At 63.8% G+C, this 19,806-nt stretch carries 16 protein-coding genes; 11 read left to right on the forward strand and 5 right to left on the reverse strand.

The window, feature by feature from the left end:
• Nucleotides 1-4: 4 nt before the first annotated feature.
• From ACEF39_RS10125 to ACEF39_RS10140, 4 genes are all read left to right on the forward strand, one after another.
• Nucleotides 5-1,051, forward strand: a complete 1,047-nt coding sequence (locus tag ACEF39_RS10125; protein ID WP_500287851.1) for a heme/hemin ABC transporter substrate-binding protein — start codon at nt 5-7, stop codon at nt 1,049-1,051.
• On the forward strand, nt 1,048-2,091 hold the full coding sequence (locus tag ACEF39_RS10130) for a FecCD family ABC transporter permease (RefSeq protein ID WP_500287852.1): 1,044 nt from the start codon (nt 1,048-1,050) through the stop codon (nt 2,089-2,091). The genes ACEF39_RS10125 and ACEF39_RS10130 overlap by 4 nt, the downstream gene beginning before the upstream one ends.
• Nucleotides 2,088-2,849, forward strand: coding sequence for a heme ABC transporter ATP-binding protein (locus tag ACEF39_RS10135; RefSeq protein ID WP_100552510.1), 762 nt, complete (start codon nt 2,088-2,090; stop codon nt 2,847-2,849). Before ACEF39_RS10130 ends, ACEF39_RS10135 begins: the two co-directional genes overlap by 4 nt.
• A 68-nt stretch (nt 2,850-2,917) precedes the next feature.
• Nucleotides 2,918-3,667, forward strand: coding sequence for a hypothetical protein (locus tag ACEF39_RS10140; protein ID WP_500287853.1), 750 nt, complete (start codon nt 2,918-2,920; stop codon nt 3,665-3,667).
• A 187-nt stretch (nt 3,668-3,854) separates the two neighbouring features.
• On the opposite strand, the gene ACEF39_RS10145 is transcribed toward ACEF39_RS10140, so the two are convergent.
• The gene (locus ACEF39_RS10145) at nt 3,855-4,724 is read right to left on the reverse strand and encodes a lysozyme inhibitor LprI family protein (RefSeq protein WP_500287854.1); all 870 of its coding nucleotides are present in this window, start codon (nt 4,722-4,724) and stop codon (nt 3,855-3,857) included.
• A gap of 276 nt (nt 4,725-5,000) precedes the next feature.
• Between ACEF39_RS10145 and ACEF39_RS10150 the strand changes: the two genes are divergently transcribed.
• The 4 genes from ACEF39_RS10150 to ACEF39_RS10165 all read left to right on the forward strand — a co-directional run bounded on the left by ACEF39_RS10150 (nt 5,001) and on the right by ACEF39_RS10165 (nt 8,947).
• A complete protein-coding gene (locus tag ACEF39_RS10150) occupies nt 5,001-5,129 on the forward strand; it encodes a hypothetical protein (RefSeq protein ID WP_500287855.1) in 129 nt (42 codons plus the stop codon).
• Between the two features lie 404 nt (nt 5,130-5,533).
• Nucleotides 5,534-7,570: an elongation factor G gene (fusA, locus tag ACEF39_RS10155; RefSeq protein WP_500287856.1), complete on the forward strand. Its 2,037-nt coding sequence runs from the start codon at nt 5,534-5,536 to the stop codon at nt 7,568-7,570.
• Between the two features lie 237 nt (nt 7,571-7,807).
• Entirely contained in the window at nt 7,808-8,080 is a 273-nt protein-coding gene (locus ACEF39_RS10160; protein WP_025877210.1) for a hypothetical protein, read from the forward strand.
• Nucleotides 8,081-8,191: 111 nt separating this feature from the next.
• Nucleotides 8,192-8,947, forward strand: coding sequence for a SapC family protein (locus ACEF39_RS10165; RefSeq protein ID WP_500288004.1), 756 nt, complete (start codon nt 8,192-8,194; stop codon nt 8,945-8,947).
• Nucleotide 8,948: 1 nt separating this feature from the next.
• On the opposite strand, the gene ACEF39_RS10170 is transcribed toward ACEF39_RS10165, so the two are convergent.
• On the reverse strand, nt 8,949-11,276 hold the full coding sequence (locus ACEF39_RS10170; protein WP_500287857.1) for an ATP-binding protein: 2,328 nt from the start codon (nt 11,274-11,276) through the stop codon (nt 8,949-8,951).
• On the reverse strand, nt 11,273-11,965 hold the full coding sequence (locus tag ACEF39_RS10175; RefSeq protein ID WP_500287858.1) for a response regulator: 693 nt from the start codon (nt 11,963-11,965) through the stop codon (nt 11,273-11,275). Before ACEF39_RS10175 ends, ACEF39_RS10170 begins: the two co-directional genes overlap by 4 nt.
• A gap of 1,062 nt (nt 11,966-13,027) precedes the next feature.
• On the opposite strand from ACEF39_RS10175, the gene ACEF39_RS10180 reads away from it, so the two are divergent.
• Nucleotides 13,028-14,272 (forward strand): hypothetical protein, encoded by a 1,245-nt coding sequence (locus ACEF39_RS10180; protein WP_500287859.1) that lies wholly within the window; start codon nt 13,028-13,030, stop codon nt 14,270-14,272.
• A 547-nt stretch (nt 14,273-14,819) separates the two neighbouring features.
• On the opposite strand, the gene ACEF39_RS10185 is transcribed toward ACEF39_RS10180, so the two are convergent.
• Nucleotides 14,820-15,551 carry a hypothetical protein gene (locus tag ACEF39_RS10185; protein ID WP_500287860.1) on the reverse strand — a complete coding sequence of 244 codons (732 nt, stop codon included), beginning with the start codon at nt 15,549-15,551 and terminating at the stop codon, nt 14,820-14,822.
• A 565-nt stretch (nt 15,552-16,116) separates the two neighbouring features.
• Here ACEF39_RS10185 and ACEF39_RS10190 point away from each other — a divergent pair.
• Together ACEF39_RS10190 and ACEF39_RS10195 are read left to right on the forward strand one after the other, a co-directional pair.
• Complete coding sequence (locus tag ACEF39_RS10190) at nt 16,117-16,467, forward strand: hypothetical protein (RefSeq protein ID WP_500287861.1); 351 nt, start codon at nt 16,117-16,119, stop codon at nt 16,465-16,467.
• A gap of 24 nt (nt 16,468-16,491) precedes the next feature.
• On the forward strand, nt 16,492-16,968 hold the full coding sequence (locus ACEF39_RS10195) for a hypothetical protein (protein ID WP_500287862.1): 477 nt from the start codon (nt 16,492-16,494) through the stop codon (nt 16,966-16,968).
• 27 nt (nt 16,969-16,995) lie between these two features.
• Here the strand turns inward: ACEF39_RS10195 and ACEF39_RS10200 are convergent, their stop codons facing one another.
• Complete coding sequence (locus tag ACEF39_RS10200; protein WP_500287863.1) at nt 16,996-19,647, reverse strand: excinuclease ABC subunit UvrA; 2,652 nt, start codon at nt 19,645-19,647, stop codon at nt 16,996-16,998.
• Nucleotides 19,648-19,806 lie beyond the last annotated feature (159 nt).

Below are 19,806 nucleotides of genomic sequence, written 5' to 3' on the forward strand. Positions count from 1 at the left end.
CTGCATGAACATCGCTTCCCGCCTGCGCCAGTGCGCGCTCCCGATTGCCGTTTCATTGGTGCTGGCCGCCTGTGGCGACAAAGCGCCGCCGTCTGCCGGCAACCCAGACGCAGCAGCACCGGCGGCCGCCACCGCCAAGGCGGCAGTACTTCCCGCGGGTTGGCAGCGGGTGGCAGGCAGCGACGTGCCGGCACTGCCGGGGCAGCAGGCGGTGCTGCCGACCAAGGTGCAGTCCGACGATGGCGCCGATGTGGAAGTGGGTGACAGCAGCCGGATCATTGCCGGCGGTGACGACATCATCGCAGTGATCGAGGCGCTGGGGCTGGGCAAGCAGGTGTTCGCCGCGCCGACCAACACCACCACCCACGCAGGCCTGGCTGCGCCGCACCAGTTCCTGTTCAACCGCACGACCGGCGTGGAGGGCGTGCTGAGCCTGCAGGGCTCGCTGTTCATCGGCAACAGCCTGCGTCGCCACACCGAACTGGCAAAGAAGCTGCGCGAAGTGGGCGAGCCTGCAGTGGTGATCGATGACCTGCAGCCGGCGCCGGACAAGGTGCGCAAGATCGCCGCCGTGCTCGGCGTGGCCGACGCAGGGCAGACCCTGGCCACGCAGGTGCAGCGCCAGCTGGATGAGGCCGCCGCGATCGGCAAGGGTCTGGCGCATGCGCCGCGGGTGATTCATGTGTCGGCGACGGGAGCGGGCGGTTCGCCCACCGTGGCCGGCGCCGACAGCGCATCGGCCAAGCTGATCGCACTGGCCGGGGGCCTCAACATCGGCACCGAGGCCGGCGTGGCCAACTATTCGCAGCTGAGCAACGAAGGCGTGGTCGCGGCGGCGCCGGACGTGATCCTGGTGACCGAGCACGACCTGCAGCTGTTCGGTGGCGCTGAAGGCCTGTGGAAGGCCTACCCGACGCTGAAGCAGACCCCGGCCGGACAGGCCAACCGGGTGTGGGTGATGCCGGATGCGCAGTTGAAGTACGCCAGCATCGGTTCCGGTGCGGGCGCGTTGGCCCTGGCCCAGGCGCTGGCGGCGCTGCCGAAGGCATGACTCCTGCGGATCGGCGCCGCCGTCGCGGGCGGACGATGTTGTTGATTGCGCTGATCGCGCTGCTGGGCGCGGTGCTGGCGTCGTTCGCCGTGGGTCCGCTGCGGCTGCCGCCGCTGGAAGTGATGCAGGCGCTGGCGGTGAAGCTGGGCCTGCTGGATCCGCAATCGGTCAGCAGCCGTGACCTGGCCGTGGTCTGGCAGCTGCGCATTCCGCGTGCGCTGCTGGGTGCCATGGTAGGGGCGGCGCTGGCGATGGCCGGCGCCAGCCTGCAGGGTCTGTTCGGCAATCCGCTGGCCGATCCGGGCATTGTGGGTGTCAGTCAGGGCGCTGCGTTGGGCGCGGTGGCGGCGATCGTGCTCGGTGCCGCGGGTGCAGCCGGTTGGCTGGTGCCAGTGGCGGCGTTCGCTGGCGGTGCTGCTGCGATCGGGCTGACCTACGCCTTGGCCCGACCAGGCAAGGGCAGTGGCAATGCCACGCTGTTGCTGGTGGGCATTGCGATGGCCGCATTCTGCTCGGCATTGATCGGTTTCCTCACCTACATCGCCAACGAAAGCGAACTGCAATCGCTGGTGTTCTGGCAGATGGGCTCGTTGGCGCGGGCCAACTGGGCTGATGTGGTGGCGGTGCTGCCGCTGTTCGCCATCGGCGCGTTCGCACTGCATCGCCTGGCCACGCCGCTGGACATGCTGGCGCTCGGCGAGCGCCAAGCACAGCATCTGGGGCTGGACGTGGCGCGTACACGGCGCCTGCTGGTGGCCTTCAGTGCGCTGCTGGTCGGCGCTGCGGTAGCGTTCGCTGGCTCGATCAGTTTCGTCGGCCTGGTGGTACCGCACGTGGCACGCTTGCTGGTTGGCCCCGGCCATCGCTGGTTGCTGCCGTTGTCGGGCCTGCTGGGTGCGCTGCTGATCGTGGTGGCCGATACCGCTGCACGCACCCTGGATCCGCCTGCGGAGATTCCGCTGGGCCTGTTCTCGGCCGCGCTGGGCGCACCGTTCTTCCTGTGGCTGGTGCTGCAGCAGCGTCGCAAGGCGGCCGCATGAGCGCTTTTCTGCAATTGCGCGATGTGGTGGTGCGTCGCCAGCAGCGCGAGATTCTGCATGGCATTACCCTTGCGTTCCAGCCGGGCACGGTGACGGCGCTGGTGGGCCCCAATGGCGCCGGCAAGTCGACGTTGCTGGGTGTGGCGGCCGGCGATCTGCGCGCCGACGGTGGCGACGTGCATCTGCACGGACGACCGCTGCGCGACTACAAGGCCGGGCCGCTGGCACGCGAACGTGCGGTGATGCCGCAGGAACACGGCGTGCGCTTCGCCTTCAGCGTGGAAGAAGTAGTGGCGATGGGGCGCCTGCCGCATCCGCCGGACCCGCAGGTGGACGATGCGCAGGTGGAAAGCGCAATCGATGCTGCCGAACTGCAGGCACTGCGGCTGCGCGAAGTGCAGCAGCTGTCGGGCGGTGAATCGGCACGGACCACCTTCGCCCGCGTGCTGGCACAGGACACGCCCTTGCTGCTGCTGGATGAACCCACGGCTGCGCTGGATCTGCGCCACCAGGAGCGCACCCTGCGCAGCGTGCGCGCCTGCGCCGAAGCGGGCGCGTGCGTGATCGTGGTGCTGCATGACCTCAACCTGGCGGCCGGGTACTCCGATCGCATCGTGCTGCTGGAACAGGGCAGGGTGGCGGCTGACGGCACGCCTTCGGAGGTGCTGACCGAGGCCAATCTGCAGCGCGTCTACCAGCAGGACGTAGTGGTGCTGCAGCATCCGCGCCGCGGTGTGCCGTTGGTGGTGGTGACCTGAGGCGAAGCGGGCATGCCAGGCTGTGCCGCGTATCATGTGCGGCTCGATTTTTTCAAAGGAATGGCTTGATGAATCTCTCCCGCCCGCGTTGCGCGCTGTTTGTCGCCTTGATCGGCGTTGTCGGCGCTGCAAGCGCCGCTGCAACCAGCAAGGTTTCGTTGATGACTGCATCCGAGCAGGCGTCGCTGATTGAGACACGGCATTCGACCGGCGAGGGTGCAGCGGTTTCATCGTTCACCACCGAGTACTTCGGCAATGGTGAGATCGGCATGGCCTGGGAGGACAAGCGTGTGCTGCTGTTGTGCAAGAAAGCGGCCTACCTCAATCTGCCTGGGATGAAGCCCGACGCCAGCAAGCTGTCGGTCGAACAGCGGCAGATGGTGGCGTACGAGGCGATGATGGCCGGCTTCGGCGGCATTGCTGCGCTGGGCGCGGTCACCGGCGAGTCGATCGAAGTGGCCAATGACGGCACCGAGACGCGTCGCCTTGGTGAATCCAAGTGGGCCTACGGCGTGGAGCGCTACGAGGTGGCCACCCAGCGCATGCCGGACGGCGCCTTGCGTGTACGCGTGCGCAAGCAGGCGACGGTCAATAACGCAAAGCCGTCCGCGCCGGGTGACACCTTCAGTACCGATGAAGACCAGGCAGCGCGCCTGGCCGAACTGGCGCCCACCGGCAGCTGGACCGAAGTGCTGATCCATGGCGGTCCGCGCAAGCCGCGCACCGACCCGGCGATGTCCCTGAAGGGCTGGGTGTCGACCGTCGAGCAGCAAGCGGCGACCGTGGGTGACGCCCGCCGTCTGCACGACTGCAAGTAAGGGCGTTTGGGGAACTCAAGATATTCAGTCTTGAGGCGCAATCCTGGCTAGGCTCATGGGCGAAGCCGATGTGGAGCGTCAGGGGTACCTATGTTGTACTGCTGAATGCCCAGTATGCGTGGCTGACCTGCTCGGGCCCAAGGCTATGATGTTGACGGCAGTGGCCGCACCTTTCTGCGAGGCGCGGCTAGTTGTAAAGCAGTGTCAGCCGCTCCTCTGTCATTCTGCGATGGCAAGTGAGAACGTCAATTTTCTCAACGATCGGCAGGGACTCGTAACCTTTTCCATCAACATCGCTGCAGGTTCTGATCTTCTCGACAATCCACTCGCGCTGCGACCTCCGCATGCGTAGGCGCTGCTGTGTCGAGAGCGCCCTCCAGAAGGAGTTGAGGTCTCTATCCACAATGTAGAAATCGGCAGCGACCACTGCCAGACGACGCTCAAGGATGATGTCGCTGTCCGCTATCGTGATCGCAATGGTTGACAGTAGGACTTGTGGAAATTGCAGGCCAGACAGCTCGACAATGGCTGGCCTCCTTCCGTCAAATTCAACCCCAAATCTAAAATTTCCCCAGAAAATTCCCTTGTCGGTGAGTTGCGCGTGGCCGCGTGTCGTGACGTCCTTGGAGCGTTGATCCCTGCGTATCAAATTCATGGTGTGATCCGGAATTTCAAACTCTATCGTGGCTTCACACTCGATGAGCGCAAAGGCGCTTTCTGACGCTTTGGTCTGGGTGACTCTGAGATCGATTGGAATCGAATCAACCAATTCCTCCAGGTCGTCGGTTGATCTGCGGGGCGTTGAAAGTTGGGATAGTCCCTCTACATACATGCGATCCTGGGCTTCGGATCTTACTTTTTCCACTGCTTTCGCGATTACATCAGGCTGGTTGCAGTGGAAGTTGTTTGGATTCTCTCGGACAAATTCCGGTCCGGTGGTGAAGATGTGAATGAGATTGGTCGATGTCAGTATGAGAGCGAGGATATTCAAAGTCAGGCCGTTTTTGCTTCTCGGGATCGATCTTCGGGTGCTTGCGCAGGTGGCGTACGAAATCATTGGGTGCGCCTGGTCGCCCAGGCAAGTGCTTGTAGCCTTGTGCGCAGATCCAGGTCTGCCATCTGCCCGAGAAAAGCGTGGTTGCACGGATCTTTGCGCTGTTGCGACGTCCAAGCGAGTGATCCGCAGGCAGGCTGTGCGGCGGGGCTTTAGCGACATCCTTGCGACGAGGGCTTGTCTGGCCAAGCCAGAGCTCACCAAGTAAGCGGCGGCGAAACGGCATGAGTCGCCATATGCCATGGGGTGAGATTGCCATTAACTGGCAGCTGGACCGAAGTGCTGATTCGTGGCGGGCCGCGCAAGCCGCGCACCGACCCGGCGATGCCCCTGAAGGGCTGGGTGTCGACCGTAGAGCAGCATGCCGCGACCGTGGGTGATGCCCGCCGTCTGCACGACTACAAGTAAGCAGCCTGGCGTCCTGGGTTGCAGCCACCCATGGGGGTGGCTCTACTTTGGGGCTCATCGTTCCATCCATGCGCGCAATATTCACTTGCGCACCAGATCCACAGGTCTAGAATGCGCCGCATGAACCGGATGCCGCTCCTGAAGTTTTTCACCCTGACCCGCGCAAGCGCGGAACGGGCGTGTCTGCCTGGAGCCCCACGAGGCCGCTGATCGCGGCCTTCGCTGGACCATCCACAGAGCGCCCTCCGGGGCGCTCTTTTCGTTTCCGCTTTCCATCCCTCAACCCGCTCCACCGCAAGGAGAACGTGCCATGCACCAGATCGCCGAGACCGAACGCCAGCCGCACACCCTGTAGCCAACCGGGGTGTGCGGCCCCCGAAGTTGGCCCAGCAGGAACCCATCTCATGAACACCCATACTCTGTCGCGTCTTCGCAACCTCGGCATCATTGCCCACATCGACGCTGGCAAAACCACGCTTACCGAACGCCTTCTGTGGAAGACCGGCGAAATCCACCGCGTCGGTGAAGTGCACGACGGCAACGCGACCACCGACTTCTCGGCGATCGAACGCGAGCGCGGCATCACCATCGGCGCCGCTGCCGTGCACGCGCAATGGGCGCCGCGCGATCTGCCGCTGCATCAGCTGACCCTGATCGACACACCCGGCCACATCGACTTCGCCATCGAAGTCGAGCGCTCGCTGCGCGTGCTCGACGGTGCCGTGGCCGTGTTCTCGGCCGTGGACGGCGTACAGCCGCAATCGGAAACCGTGTGGCGCCAGGCGCGCCGGCATGGCGTGCCGTTGATTGCGTTCGTCAACAAGATGGATCGCATCGGCGCTTCGTTCGATCGCGTGCTGGAGCAGCTTCAGGAGAAGCTGCGGGCGCGCCCTTGGGCGCTGGGCGTACCTTTGGGCAGCGAAGGTGACTTCCATGGCTGGGTCGACCTGGTCGATGGCCGCGTGCTGCACTGGCAGGACGGAGGCGCAGCGACGGTGACGGCATGGAGCGACGCCGAGCGCGCGCAATGGCAGCCGCAGCGCAATGCGCTGGTCGAAGCCGTGGCCGACCATGACGATGTGCTGGCAACGGCATGGCTGGAAGGCCGTGACATCGACGCGGCGATGCTGCGCGCAGCGATCCGTCGCGCGACGCTGGCGGGCGCGGGCGTGCCGGTACTGGCCGGCGCTGCGTTCAAGGACAAGGGCATCGAAACGCTGCTGGATGCGGTGGTCGATTACCTGCCGTCGCCGCTGGATCGTCCTGCGGTCACTGCTGAAGGCGAGGGCGGCGACGTCCTGCTGCCGCCGGACCCGGACGGCCCGTTGGCGGGCCTGCTGTTCAAGATCACCCACCAGCAGCACGGCGCGTTGAGCTTCGTGCGGCTGTACTCGGGCACCTTGAAGGTGGGCGACAACGTGGCCAGCTCGCAGCACCCGCAAGGGCGTCGCATCAGCCGGCTGGTGCGTGTGCAGGCCGACCAGACCCAGGACATCGGGCAGGCCATGGCCGGCGACATCGTGGCGGTGCTGGGCTGGAAGGATGCGGTCAGCGGTGAAACGCTGAGCGGGCGAGGGCAGCCGTTGCTTCTGGAGAGCATCCAGGCGCAGGCCCCGGTGCTGGCATGGCGGTTGGAGCCGGCCCGTGCGGCTGATCTGATCCGGTTGGCGCAAGGTCTGGCCAGCCTGGCCCAGGAAGATCCCTCGTTCCGGGTGGAAACCGATCGCGACACGGGTGAAACCCTGGCCTGGGGCATGGGCGAGCTGCACCTGGAAGTGATGGTCGAACGCCTGCGCAGCGAATGGAAGCTGGACATCGGCATTGGCGCGCCGCGCGTGGCTTACCAGGAGACGCCGCAGCGTGCCGTTGAAGGTGTTGTGGGCCGGTTGGTCAAGCAGACCGGTGGTCAGGGCCAGTTCGCGCACGTGGTGCTGGATGTGGTGCCGCGCGACGACGGCGAGGTCGTGTTCAATGACCGCATCGTTGGCGGCGTGGTGCCGCGCAACTTCATCGCTGCGGTGGAGAAGGGCGTTCGTGCCGCGCTGTCGGAAGGCCCGCAGGGTCATCCGGTGGTCGGCATCGAGGTCAGCCTGGTGGATGGTCAGACCCACGCGAAGGACTCGTCGGAGATGGCGTTCCATCGGGCGGGCAGCGAGGGCATCAAGGCCGCGCTGGCGGCCAGCGGCACGCAGTTGCTGGAGCCGGTGATGGCGGTGACGGTGCATTCGCCGTCCGCCTCGGTGGGTGACGTGGTGGGCGATCTGAATCGTCGCCATGGCCGCGTCGCCCGCATTGACGACCAGGACGGTCGCGCCGAAGTCAGTGGTTTCGCGCCGCTGGCGCAGCTGGTCGGTTACACGACCTCGCTGCGTTCGCTGAGCCAGGGACGCGCCAGCAGCGAATCGCACCTGCATGGCTACGAGCCGGTGCGTGCATCGTAAAGAAAGCGCAAGGGAGTCCGTTCGCGGGCTCCCTTTCTTTGTGTGCTGGCGGGGCCGTAACCACGCATGGCGCGTATCCACCCAGGGAAGTAGATCCACGCCATGCGTGGATGTGTCCCCTTCGTGCGCGACGCACGGCACTGCATTGCAACAAAACTGCAGAAAAAGCTGGATTAAAGTGATGCCTCACGATAAATTGCGCACCCCCCGTTGCTTGCCGCCGCCCGCACCCTGCCCATGCGTGATGACAATGATCCCGGAACCCTGGAGCTGACCCTGCCGCGCAAACGCGGTCGGCCGCCCAAGTTCGGGTACGCAATGAGCGACGCACAGCGGGCCGCACGCTATCGAGCGCGCCGCGCAGGGCAGGCCAACCATGCCGATGTGCGGCACTGCAGCGACATGGTCCTGCTGGACAAGATCCGTGCGGCAGTCAGTGCGCGCGACACCGAACTGGCCGGCTTCCTGGTCCACGTACTGTGGCAGCGTTACCCGTTGCAGCTGAAATAAGTCGGCCGCGGGGTGGCCGTTGTCACCTGCCTTGTTGATAATGCGGGATTCAGGTTGTTCCCGCTGGCGCGCCCGGGATGGCAGGCGCGCATGATCGACATGGTTTCCACGATGACCACCACCAGCGACACCACCACCGAAGCTGCGCCGAGCAGCGCGCCCCTGTTCTACACCCGTCCGGTGCCGCTGCAGGCAGACCTGCACGCCGATCTGCGCATCCTGCCGGGCAAGCTCGAGTTCGCTGCCAGCAGCAACTCCATCCCGCTGGTGCTGGGCGAGTTCTCGCTGGCGCTGCACCACTTCCCGATCCTGTTCGCAGGCCCGAGCGCGGTGCCGATGGCCGCCGTGGGTGTAACCACCGACAATCTGTTCATCACCGATGGCCTGTGGGACGACGAGACCTACATCCCGGCCTACCTGCGCCGCCACCCCTTCATCTTCATCGACACCGGCGCGGACAATGACTTCCTGCTCGGCATCGACGAAGAGAGTCCGCGCATCGTCCGTGGCGGCGAAGAAGGCCAGCCGCTGTTTGTCGATGGCAAGGCCACCGACATGGTGCAGCAGGCGCTTGAGTTCTGCGGCCAGTTCACCCGCGAGCACGAACAGACCCAGGCATTCTCCAAGGCACTGGTCGACAACGGCCTGCTGGTCGAGCGCAATGCAACCGTGCGCCTGCCCGATGGTCGCGAGTTCAACCTCAACGGCTTCTTCGTCGTCGATGTCGAGAAGTTCATTGCGCTGCCGGATGCGACCGTCATCGAATGGCACCGCAACGGCTGGTTGGCGCTGATCCACCAGCACCTGATGTCGCTGGGTCGCTTCAACGACCTGACCCGCCGCCAGGCAGGCCGCAACGCCGCCTGATTCAGGGCGCCGGCGCGGCTCTCGAGCCCCGGGAGCCGCGCCACGTTCGCAGCTCGGCCAGTAGCTGGCGCGCATCGCCCCAGAGGGGCGGCACGCGATCGCCCAGCTCCCATAGTTCGCCGGCGCGTGCATCCATGCCGCCCGCGTTGAGCATCTGCAGCACGCCCTGCAGGCGATGCGCATGATGGCGCAGCTGCGCGGCATCGCAACGAGCGATCGCTTCATGCAGGCATTGCAGCTCGCGATCGATATCTTCTTCGTAGGCGGCCACCAGTTCGCGGGCAGTGCTCTCGACGGCACGGCCGGGCACAGGCTGGCCCAGCGCCTGCAGCAGCGCGTCGGCCTGCAACGGCTTGAGCAACACCGCGTCGATGCCGGCAACCTGGCAGCGCAGCGTGTGGTCGTCGCCAGTGAAGGCGGAAAGCGCGATCAGCCGGGCGCGCGGCGCGCCTTCTGCCTCATGCAACCGCAATTGCCGGGCCAGCGCGTAGCCATCCATTCCCGGCAGACCGATGTCCAGCATCACCAGCGGGCAGGGCGCCTGCCCCTGGGCTGCCAAGGCATCTTCGGCATTGGCAGCCTCCTGCACCGTCGCGCCCCAGCGCCGCAACTGGGCGGCAATGACCTGTCGGGTCAGCGCGTGATCCTCCGCCAGCAGGATGCGCATACCGGCCAGCCGGGGCAGGGCGGACGCAGTGGTAGTGGCAGGCGCATCTTCCTGCACCTGCCGCATGGGCAGGCGAAGAATGAAGCGGCTGCCACGGCCATGTACGCTATGGACATCCAGGGTGCCGGCCATGGCTTCGGCCAGCGTGCGACAGATGGAAAGTCCCAAGCCGCTGCCGCCGCGCTGCCTGCCTGCATCGGCCTGCCGGAAGGGCTCGAACAGGGTGCTCATCTGCGCTGGCGCGATGCCGATGCCGCTGTCGATGACCTCTATCAACAGTGATGCGTTCTTCGTGGGCGCATCCAGCTGCAGGCGCAGTTCAACGCCGCCTACGTCGGTGAACTTGACGGCATTGCCGAGCAGGTTGTCGAGCAGCTGGCGCAGGCAGTCCGGGTCCGTTGCCATCATCGGGAACGGCATCTGCGGTGCGCGGAGCTGCAAGCTCAGCGCCTTCTTCTGCGCTAGGGGCGTAATGGCCTGCAGCGCCTGCGTACAGATCGCAGGGACGTTGCAGGGCACCTGCTTTGGCCGGAAAGTGCCGCTGGCCAGGCGAGAGAAGTCCAGCGTGCGGTTGAGCAATCCGCGCAATGTCTGGCTGGCAGTGGCCGCAGCGGCCACCAGCTCGCGCTGCCCGGCTGGCAGTGGCGCTTGGCCCAGCAGGTCGATCGACGCCATGACGGCCTGGGCGGAATTGCGCACCTCATGGCTGATCATGCCCGTCATCTGCACCTGCTTCTGATCAAGACCCTGCTGCTGGCGCAGCCTGCGTGCAGCCAGCAACGGGAATGCCAGCAGCAGGGCTGCGGCTGGCAACAGCCAGAGCGCGGTGCCATCGAGGCCTTCGCGCACCTTCTGGCCGAGCGCGGCCGGCAGCGTCTGCCGGGCCCAGCGCTGCAGCAGTTGGGCATGCTCTTCGATGGTGATGTCATCCAGTGCCACCTCGATACGATCAAGCAGCGCCTGGTCTTCGCGCCGGGCGAGCAGATGCAGCTGTGTCGAAAAATCGGCATCAACTGTCTGTAGCCGCAGACTGTGGGAGAAGTGACGCCGTGCTATCGCACCTGCAGTGGATTCCAGGCCGATCGCAGCGTCGGCAATGCCGGCATCCACGGCAGCCAATGCCGCCCGCATGCTGGGGTGCGGCAGTACAGGCACTGCAGGGTGGTGCTGTGCCAGCCACGCTGGGTAGGGGCCTCCTTCAACAGCAGCGATGCGCAACGTACCGAGATCGGCAAACCGCCGCGGCAAACGCTCACCGATGCGGCCGGCGAGCACGCTCGCGCCGCCATGAAAGCTGCGCGATGGCGCCAGGCTGGGGCAGGGCAGGTGCGCCCCATCGTCAGCACCCATCGCCAGCACAAGATCGGCCCGTCCCTCACAGACGGCGGCCATCGCGGCGAGGGTGCTGGGAAAAGGAACTTCGATGAAGGTCAGGCCGGAATGGCGGGCAACGAGCGCGGCATAGCCATGCGCCAGCGTCTGCAGCACCTCGGGGTCGGCAGCATCTTCGGGGGCGGGATGCAGCGTGGGGCCCGCAGCCACCCGGACCTCGCGTCCAGCCGCCCATTCTCCGTGCCGGATGTCGCCGGCGGACGTGCAGGGAAGCAGCGTGAGCAGCGCCAGCAGCAGGCAATTGCGGACGCGCTTGAACAGCGCGGTCACAGGGCCTCCAGCTGCTGCCGCATGGCGAAGATCTCCGCGTCGTTGCGCAGCCCCAGCTTGCGCAGCGCGGCAATCTTCTGCGTGCTGACGGTCTTCACGCTGCGATGCCGGTGCAGGGCAATTTCCGAGACGGTCAGCCCGTCCAGAACCAATCGAATGACCTCGCGCTCATTACGGCTCAGGGCATCGCAGGGCGTCAGCAACTTGCACGAAGGCGGTATCCGGCAAAGCCCTTGCGAGACGCGCACAACCGCCTCGGAGAGTTCAGCCAAAGGCTCGGATTTGCCGACAAAGCCGCTGATTCCCGCATCCAGCAGGTGGTTGATGATCGCCACCGAGTTCTGCCCGGCGAAGCCAAGCAGCGTTACCCGCGGCAACGCCTGTCGCAGATGCTGGACGAGCTCGGCGCCGCTGATATCACCCGGCGCCAGGGTGATATCGATGATGGCCACATCCGCGTGGCATTGCTGCAGGGCCAGCACGAAGGCCTGGCTGTCACTGTGGCTGGCGACGATCTCGAAGCGGCTGTCGTTGCCGAGATGAAAGGCCGTGCCGCGGCGGACGACGTCATGGTCATCGAGCAGCGCCAGGCGAAGCCGGCGCGGTGCAGGGAATCCGTTCATGCGCAGCAGTGTTGTCAGCGCCGAGTGGCGTGGTGCCCATTCTGGCGCTGCTGTCGCGTCGAGCATCGAAAACGTTCGATTTTTGAGACTTTTCCTAGAGCGGAGTTGGTAGAAGTTGAAGTCTTGTGTCGGCAATGACACGGCGTGAGCGCGGTGCAGTAGCCTGATGCGTCCACCAACTTCTGAGTTGCGTCCGCAGGCGCGCGCGAGCTGCGTGTGCTGCGGACGCTGACAATGCATAGCGCTGGCTGGACGCCAGCACCGAGGGTGCCGGCCCAAAGTCGAGGCGGTCGATGGGCCTGAAGGGATCAATTAACGTGACGCGTCACGGCGACGGGATTGCTGGGCGGTGAATTCTGCAGGACTTAGGGCGTGGGTGACGCTCAGAATTCAACGCTCGCCCGGTGAGGTGCGCATGGTTGATGGGGGGTTGAGCGTGCCGACCCGTGGTTGGCGGTGCTACAAGGATGAGTTGTTGTGAGTCTGGGCGCTGCCGGCGACCAAGGCTGCGGTGGCTGGATGGCTGGAGATAGAAGCTGCGGTGATGCTGGGGTGTCCTGGGGCGGTCGGTTGGAAGACGCGTCGGATGCCCAGTCGCTGAGAACATAATATACATTATGCGAAATGCTGTTTCAGGCTGCGGCAGCGTTCGTGTCTTCTGCTTGGCAATGGCTCCGGCTCTGGCTTGGCTCTCAAGGTCTTCTACATGAGCCTCGCCAGCGCGCGTGTGGTGAGCACCTTCCGCCGATTGAGCGGAAGCGTTGGAATTTCCCGCGGCTGACCACCGGATTTTGACGCTGGTGAATCTTGCAACCATCGGAGTGCTTGCGGTTGGCGGCATTAACAGTGCCTGGAGTGAGCGGTTTGAAGGTTTGCGGCGAGCCATCGAGGCCGCTTAGCAGTCGTCGACGGTGAGGACTGAGGCGCCGACGGCTGTTAGTTCGGTGCCATCGGCACTTCCCGAGCGTCAGCTGGTACAGCCATCCCAGAAAGTGCAGAATCTGCGCTGCATCAATGGAATGCTCTTCCGTCGAATTGAGGGTGGCTGGGAGAACCTGCCGAATTCAAATTGTGATGCGAACTTGATAGCCCAACGATCTCATATCCACTTCTTAAGGGGAATTTCTGATGAAGGCAACGGACGTTTTTACCCCGCAGCGGCTACCGACAGTCACATTGGTTACGGATCATCTCAAGGGGATGAAGACAACGTACGATCGTGCGATTGAAGAAGGCGGAAAGCTTGTCCGCGTCGTCGGGCCCTCAAAGTCGGGGAAAACCGTCTTCATTAAGAGCGCCGCAGGCACCGAGAACACCGTTATCGTTACCGGGGCTGGCGTCACCTCTCCCGACTTGCTGTGGACACGCATACTTCATGCTATTGGGAGCGACACGGGGCAATCCGCCGAGAGAGTTGAGGTCATGTCCGGGGGATACAAAGTCTCCGGCGAGGTGGAAGGCAGCATCCTAGTCGCCAAGGCCAAAGCGAATGGAGAGGTGAGTCGAGGAAAATCTTCTGAGGCCTCACTGACTCAGACAAAGGCAATCGATCTGTTGCAAGTAGTCATAGCAGATTTGGCGAATAGCGGACTTACCATCTTCGTCGACGATTTCCACTACATCCCAACGGATGTCCAAACCGCTCTCGCACAGCAGATCAAGCGCGCAGTCGAAGCAGGTGTGCGGATAGCGACGGCTGCCGTTCCGTTTCGATCGGAAGATGTTCTACGCGCCAACGACGATCTTCAAGGTCGGATTGTAGACTTTAACTTCAAGTACTGGTCAGACGACGAGCTTGTTGCTATTGCAAAGCAGGGTTTCGTGACGCTGAACGTAGTCTGCTCGGACGACTTTGCACTTTCCATGGCACAAGAGGCAGCCGGATCTCCGCAGCTTATGCAATCCCTCTGCTTAGAGGCGTGCTATGCAATTGGCGCGTCAGAGACTGCTGAGCGGCCAATACAAATTCCTGACGAAAGAGGATTTCTCGCCCAGGTATGCAATGCGGCATCAAAGGTCGTTGACTTCAGCACGACGATCAACGTAATGCGGGAAGGCCCACTCATTCGCGGCAACCCACGAAAAGCATACGTGTTGAAGGACGATACGGCTGAGGACGTTTATCAGATATTGGTCAGGGCCATCGCAATGGACCCGCCGAAGCTCCACTTTAGCTACTCTGACATGCAGGTCAGAGTTGCGGCACTTTGCAAGAGCGATAGTCCTCACTTTTCGGATTCATGCTTCCATATGGCAAGACTTGTAAACGACCGTTCAAACTCCGACAAGCTAGATTGGAATGCTGAGCAACACCGGTTGAGTATTCGAGATCCATATCTTTTGTTTGGCATCCGTTGGGGCGGCAATCGCTAAGCTCGCCTACTCTAGAAGCTTGCAGGGTAAGGCGGCGTCTCCGGGAACATCCTCATGGGGCGTTTCCTGACCTCAGTCAGTGCGTGTGGCATCGAGATTTTTGCCTTGGTGCCCTGCTTTGTTACGCACGCGCACGTAGTGCCTTAGGGCGCCAAGCACCTGTCGGCGCCAAAAAGCGCCGCCCCCCCCTGGTCTTCCTTTCCTCGCTCACGGCCCTCAAGCAATCGCTGCCCCTTATCAATGACCGAACGAACGAGGTCTGTAAGAGCGCATGCATACTTGATACTTCCATGGGAGGGAGCAGAGGCTCTCTACCTAGGTGGTCGCCAAAACAACCGAATCCCCATAGTCGGGATATGAAGTCAGAAGCCTGATCTCCTCGCTAGCGTTAAATTCCCGTCCCATGAAGTGCCTATGCAGTTCATCTTGGAGAAAGGCTAAGAATGGTTGGTCTCCGATGAAGAGGCGAAGTTCATCAGCAAGCCTCCTTTTATCCGGGAAACTCCCATGCATCCGTCGATGCTCCCCGCATCTATTATGAGAACTCCTATTTCCCGAATGCATCGCGCCTGCTCTTCGCAAGAAACGAGCCTGCAAGCCAAGACGCGGAGAAGCCCAAGATGCCTGCGCCTGCGGGAGCCAGGATATTCTGAAGCAATTCCGAGGGCGGTTTTGACCCAGTGATAGCTATCACGACCGTGCCAGCCAGGGCGCCGGCACTCATGAAGGCGATGGCGGTCAATAGAGATATCCGGGAACGGGACTCCATTGTCTGATGTTTGAACTTTGAGATGCCCTGGACGCGCCCCTCAATTCGATGGGACTCATAGCCTGCAACGATCAGGTCAACCGCAATCTCATCACCCGCGTTCAGCACTGCGGTATGCACTGAGAATCCCTGCTCATTAATCTTGAGCTCAACGTGCTCGCTCAGCTGCGGTGGACTACAGTAACCAACGTTTGCGCTCAGCAGGCGAGCTCCGCCCGTAAGGGAAACACCAATTGGATGAACTACATCCGCCCCAGGTATGGGCATCCTTCCACAATTGGTGAGAAAGAACCTATAGATCGCCACGTCCCTCACCTTCTCCCCATGGAACAGTATTTCCACGGCCCCTTGGGCAACTTCCTTCACTGAAACCAGATGACTAGATAGCTCCAAACCACAGCCAATTGCTGAGATCTTGCGCTGAAGTGCGTAGATGCCTATCGAGACAGCGATGGCGAATACCGCCACGTAGATCCCTATCCAACCCACAGTCAAATAGCCGTCACCCATACACCCCCCTCCCAAGTATGTAAGTAGGCTCACATTCTACTAGCCCGTGGGTAGTTAGGATCAGGAATTGAGCGTGGCAGCCACGCGGATTGAGAGATGCGCCGATCCACCTGACCCGGTTTCGACTGGTGACGTATTTGCCTTGCTCCCGGCGCGCCCGTCCGGGCATCCGCGCCAAATATCACCACAAATCGATACCGCCGACAGCCCTTGCAGCCCAAGCCTCTAGCGCCCTTCCCCGCCATACAACGATTCTGAAAACGTCGGATACGGTGACGGCATTGCCCTTACTGTATTGGCATCGCGCGCAACCGGGCGTATTCCTTGCCATGCCACCGATAGCGGGTGGCCGGGCGTCGAAAACCCGTGTCTTTGTGCTTGATTGCGCTTGCCAGCCGGCACCACCGTTGCGTGGTGCCGGCTGGCAATCCGTCTGCCGGCTATGGCGGGCGGTGCGTGGGGGCCTTGTGCCCGCCGGTTTTGCACAAAGACCCGGTTTTCGAGCCACGCATCGTCCGCCACCTTTATCGGTGGCGGCTTCTGCTTGCACGCAAGGAGCCCCGCCATGACCTACTCCCCCGCCCCACAGCCCATCCACGAGGCGCCCTCGGCCGGGCCTACCGTGGATCCCAACACCTTCATCGCGCTGCTGCACAGCATCGGCTCGGGCGTGGCCGCCAACGGCCAGCCCTGGCCAGAGCGGCACCAGCTGCATGGCAGGCAGATGGCACTGGCCGATGCCGACTGTTCGCTGACAGGCCTGCGCGTGGTGCTGGAAGTACTACTGGCCGCAGAACGTACCCGCCAGAATGGTGAGCCAGAGCAATACGTCGGCGATCGGGTGATGGAAGGACTGATCATGGCCGGCCTGGGGCTTGCAGCCCACGCAAGCGAACGGCTGAAGCCGGCAGAGTGAAGGACCACTTCGGTGGGGCCTGAAATGAAGGTGCGCCACGGCGTGATGTGGGCGGTCTTTCTGGCGCTGGTCGTTGCAGTACAGATCCATTCGCCAGAGCCTGTTGAGCCGGAAGTGCTCGCGTACCGTGATGTACCCGATGAGACATTCTGGACGCTGCGACGCCACGCGCTTCGATTCGCGGAGGCGCGGGCGCGGGAGGGTTTCGAGTTCCTGGATGGGACGTCCGGTTCGGCTTCCTTCCAGATCCAGTGCAAGGGTGTGCCGGTGCTGCACGTAGAGAGGCAGCCGCCGCTTCTGCTGATCCGGGTTGCGCTGGGCACCGAGCATCGGGCGCCTGCGATCTTCCCCTTGCAGGCCACGCTGCAATGGTCCTTGGTGCCGTTGAGCTATCTGGAGCAGGTCCTGTCTGGCGTGCAGGAACCTACGCTGCAGGATCGGCTGCTGCTGACGCTTGCTGGCGATGTACCTGAGGATGCGCGGTGTGGCGTGCGGAGGTAGTAGTACAACCCCGGCGACGCCACCGCCTCACCCACCCTGCCTCAGCTCGCGCGCAAGGAACGGCGCCGTCCTGCTTCCCTTGGCGCGCGCTACCTGCTGCGGCGTTCCCTTCGCCACGATGGTGCCGCCCGCAGCGCCTGCGCCAGGTCCGACGTCAATCACCCAGTCCGCCTGCATAACCGCGCGCATGTCATGTTCAATCATCACCACCGTATTGCCCGCGTCCACCAGCCGCTGCAGCTGCACCAGCAGCCTGTCCGCGTCCGATGCATGCAGGCCGGTGGTGGGTTCGTCCAGCACGTAAAGCGTGCGCCCACGCTGGCTGCGCTGCAGCTCGGTCGCCAGCTTGATGCGTTGTGCTTCACCGCCTGACAGTTCCGTGGCCGGCTGACCCAGTCGCAGGTACCCCAGGCCGATTTCCTGCAGCAACTGCAGCGGACGGGCAATGGCCTCCTCCTCGATGAAGAACGCATGCGCCTGCTCAACCGTCATCTGCAGGACCTCGGCGATGTTGCGGTCATTCCACAGCACGGCCAGCGTGGCCTCGTTGTAACGCGCGCCGTGGCAGGTGGGGCACGGCGCATAGACGCTGGGCATGAACAGCAGTTCGACGCTGACGAAACCTTCGCCTTCGCAGGTCTCGCATCGGCCCTTGGCCACGTTGAACGAGAAACGGCCGGCATCGAAACGCCGACGGCGCGCGGCGGGCGTAGCGGCGAACAGCTTGCGCACGTGGTCGAACAGCCCGGTATAGGTGGCCAGGTTGGAGCGTGGCGTGCGGCCGATGGGTTTCTGGTCCACCTGCACTACCCGCTGGATGGCATCCACATTGCCGGCCAACCGGCCTCGGGTCGCTTCGATCACGGTCGGCGCGTCGGTGGGCGCACTCTCGGCGCTGTTGTCCTCGGGCTCATGCCCCAGGTGCAGCAGCACCAGCTCGGGCAGTGCCTGCGCCATCAGGCTGGATTTGCCCGATCCTGAAATGCCGGTCACTGCGGTCAGCAACCCCAGCGGCACCTGCGCATCCACGCCCTGCAGGTTGTGGCGGTGGATGCCCTTCAGCTCCAGCCAGTTGCTGGCGCTGCGCTGCCGGCTGGCGGCCGCAGGCACCTGGTCGAACAGATACCGGGCGGTGCGCGATTCCTGGACCTTGCGCAGGCCGTCGGGCTCGCCACTATAGAGAACGCGCCCGCCGTGCTCACCCGCCTCCGGGCCAACATCCACCAGCCACTGCGCGCGGCGCATCAGCTCCAGGTCGTGCTCGACAACGAACACCGAGTTTCCGCCGTCGCGCAACCGGTCCAGCGCGTCGTACAGCGCCTGGCTGTCGGCGGGGTGCAGGCCGGCCGAGGGCTCATCAAGCACGTACAGCACGCCAAACAACAACGAGCTGAGCTGCGTGGCCAGCCGCAGACGCTGCAGTTCGCCGGCCGACAGGGTGGGCGTGGCTCGATCCAGCGAGAGATATCCCAGGCCCAGGCCTCGCAGCTGGTGTACACGCGTCATGACCCCGCCTGCCAGCCGCTGCGCGGCCAAGCGCTTCTCTTCCGACAGGGCCGAGGTCAGCCGCACGTCGGGGGCTCCAGCATGGACAGGGCGGCCGCTTGCAGCCCGCTGCGTGCGATCGCGTTTCGTGGCGCTACCGCTGGTACGCGCGCCGCGGCTGTGCGCGCTGAAATCGCCCTGCGCGATGGGCCCCAGCAGATCCGCCAACTGGTCCAGCGGCAGCCGCATGAACTCACCGATATCCACACCGGCGAAGGTGACCGAAAGTGCCTCCGGCTTCAGGCGCTTTCCGTGGCAGGCGGGGCACAGCTTGCCTTCCATGTAGCGGGAAACGCGCTTGCGCATCAGCGCGCTCTGGGTGTTGGCAAAGGTGTGCAGCACGTAGCGGCGCGCACCGGTATAGGTACCCATGTAGCTGGGTTCCAGCTTGCGCTTCAGTGCGGCGCGAGTCTCTGCGGGCGTGAAGCCGGCATAGACCGGCACGGTTGGCGTTTCCTCGGTAAACAGGATCCACTCCCTGTCCTTCTTCGGCAGCTTCTTCCACGGTATGTCGATGTCGTAGCCCAGCGTGACCAGGATGTCGCGCAGGTTCTGGCCATGCCATGCCGGCGGCCACGAGGCGATGGCACGTTCACGGATGCTCAGCGACGGGTCCGGAACCATCAGCGCTTCGGTCACCTCGTACACATGCCCCAGGCCATGGCAGGTGCTGCAGGCGCCCTGCGGCGTATTGGGCGAGAAGTCCTCGGCGTACAGCATGGGCTGGTTGGCCGGGTACGCCCCGGCGCGCGAGTACATCATGCGCACCAAGCTGGACAGCGTGGTCACGCTGCCCACCGAGGAACGTGCATTGCTGGCACCGCGCTGCTGCTGCAGGGCCACCGCTGGCGGCAGCCCGTCGATGGCATCCACATCGGGTACGCCCGCCTGGTCGATCAGGCGCCGCGCGTATGGCGCTACGGATTCGAAGTAGCGCCGCTGCGCCTCAGCGAAGACGGTACCGAAGGCCAACGACGACTTGCCCGACCCCGACACCCCGGAGAACACCACCAGTGCATTGCGCGGAATGGAGACATCGACATTCTTGAGGTTGTGCTCGCGCGCGCCGCGCACCTCCACGCAACCGCTGGCTGCGGCAGCGCATGAGGATTCACCGAAAGGGTTGTTGGACATCGTTGCGTTCCTGCAGGCAGTGAGCTGTGCGCCTTGGAGTGCGCCCAAGGACGCATTTTCGCTGCTGCGAGGTGAATGTGGTGAGGGGATGTGCGGCCCCGCCCTGCGGGCCCCGCAAACCGCATCACCTGCCGACTGCAAGGGGCGCGTGGCAGCGAA

This window comes from Stenotrophomonas indicatrix (genome assembly GCA_041545745.1).
Classification (GTDB): domain Bacteria; phylum Pseudomonadota; class Gammaproteobacteria; order Xanthomonadales; family Xanthomonadaceae; genus Stenotrophomonas; species Stenotrophomonas indicatrix_A.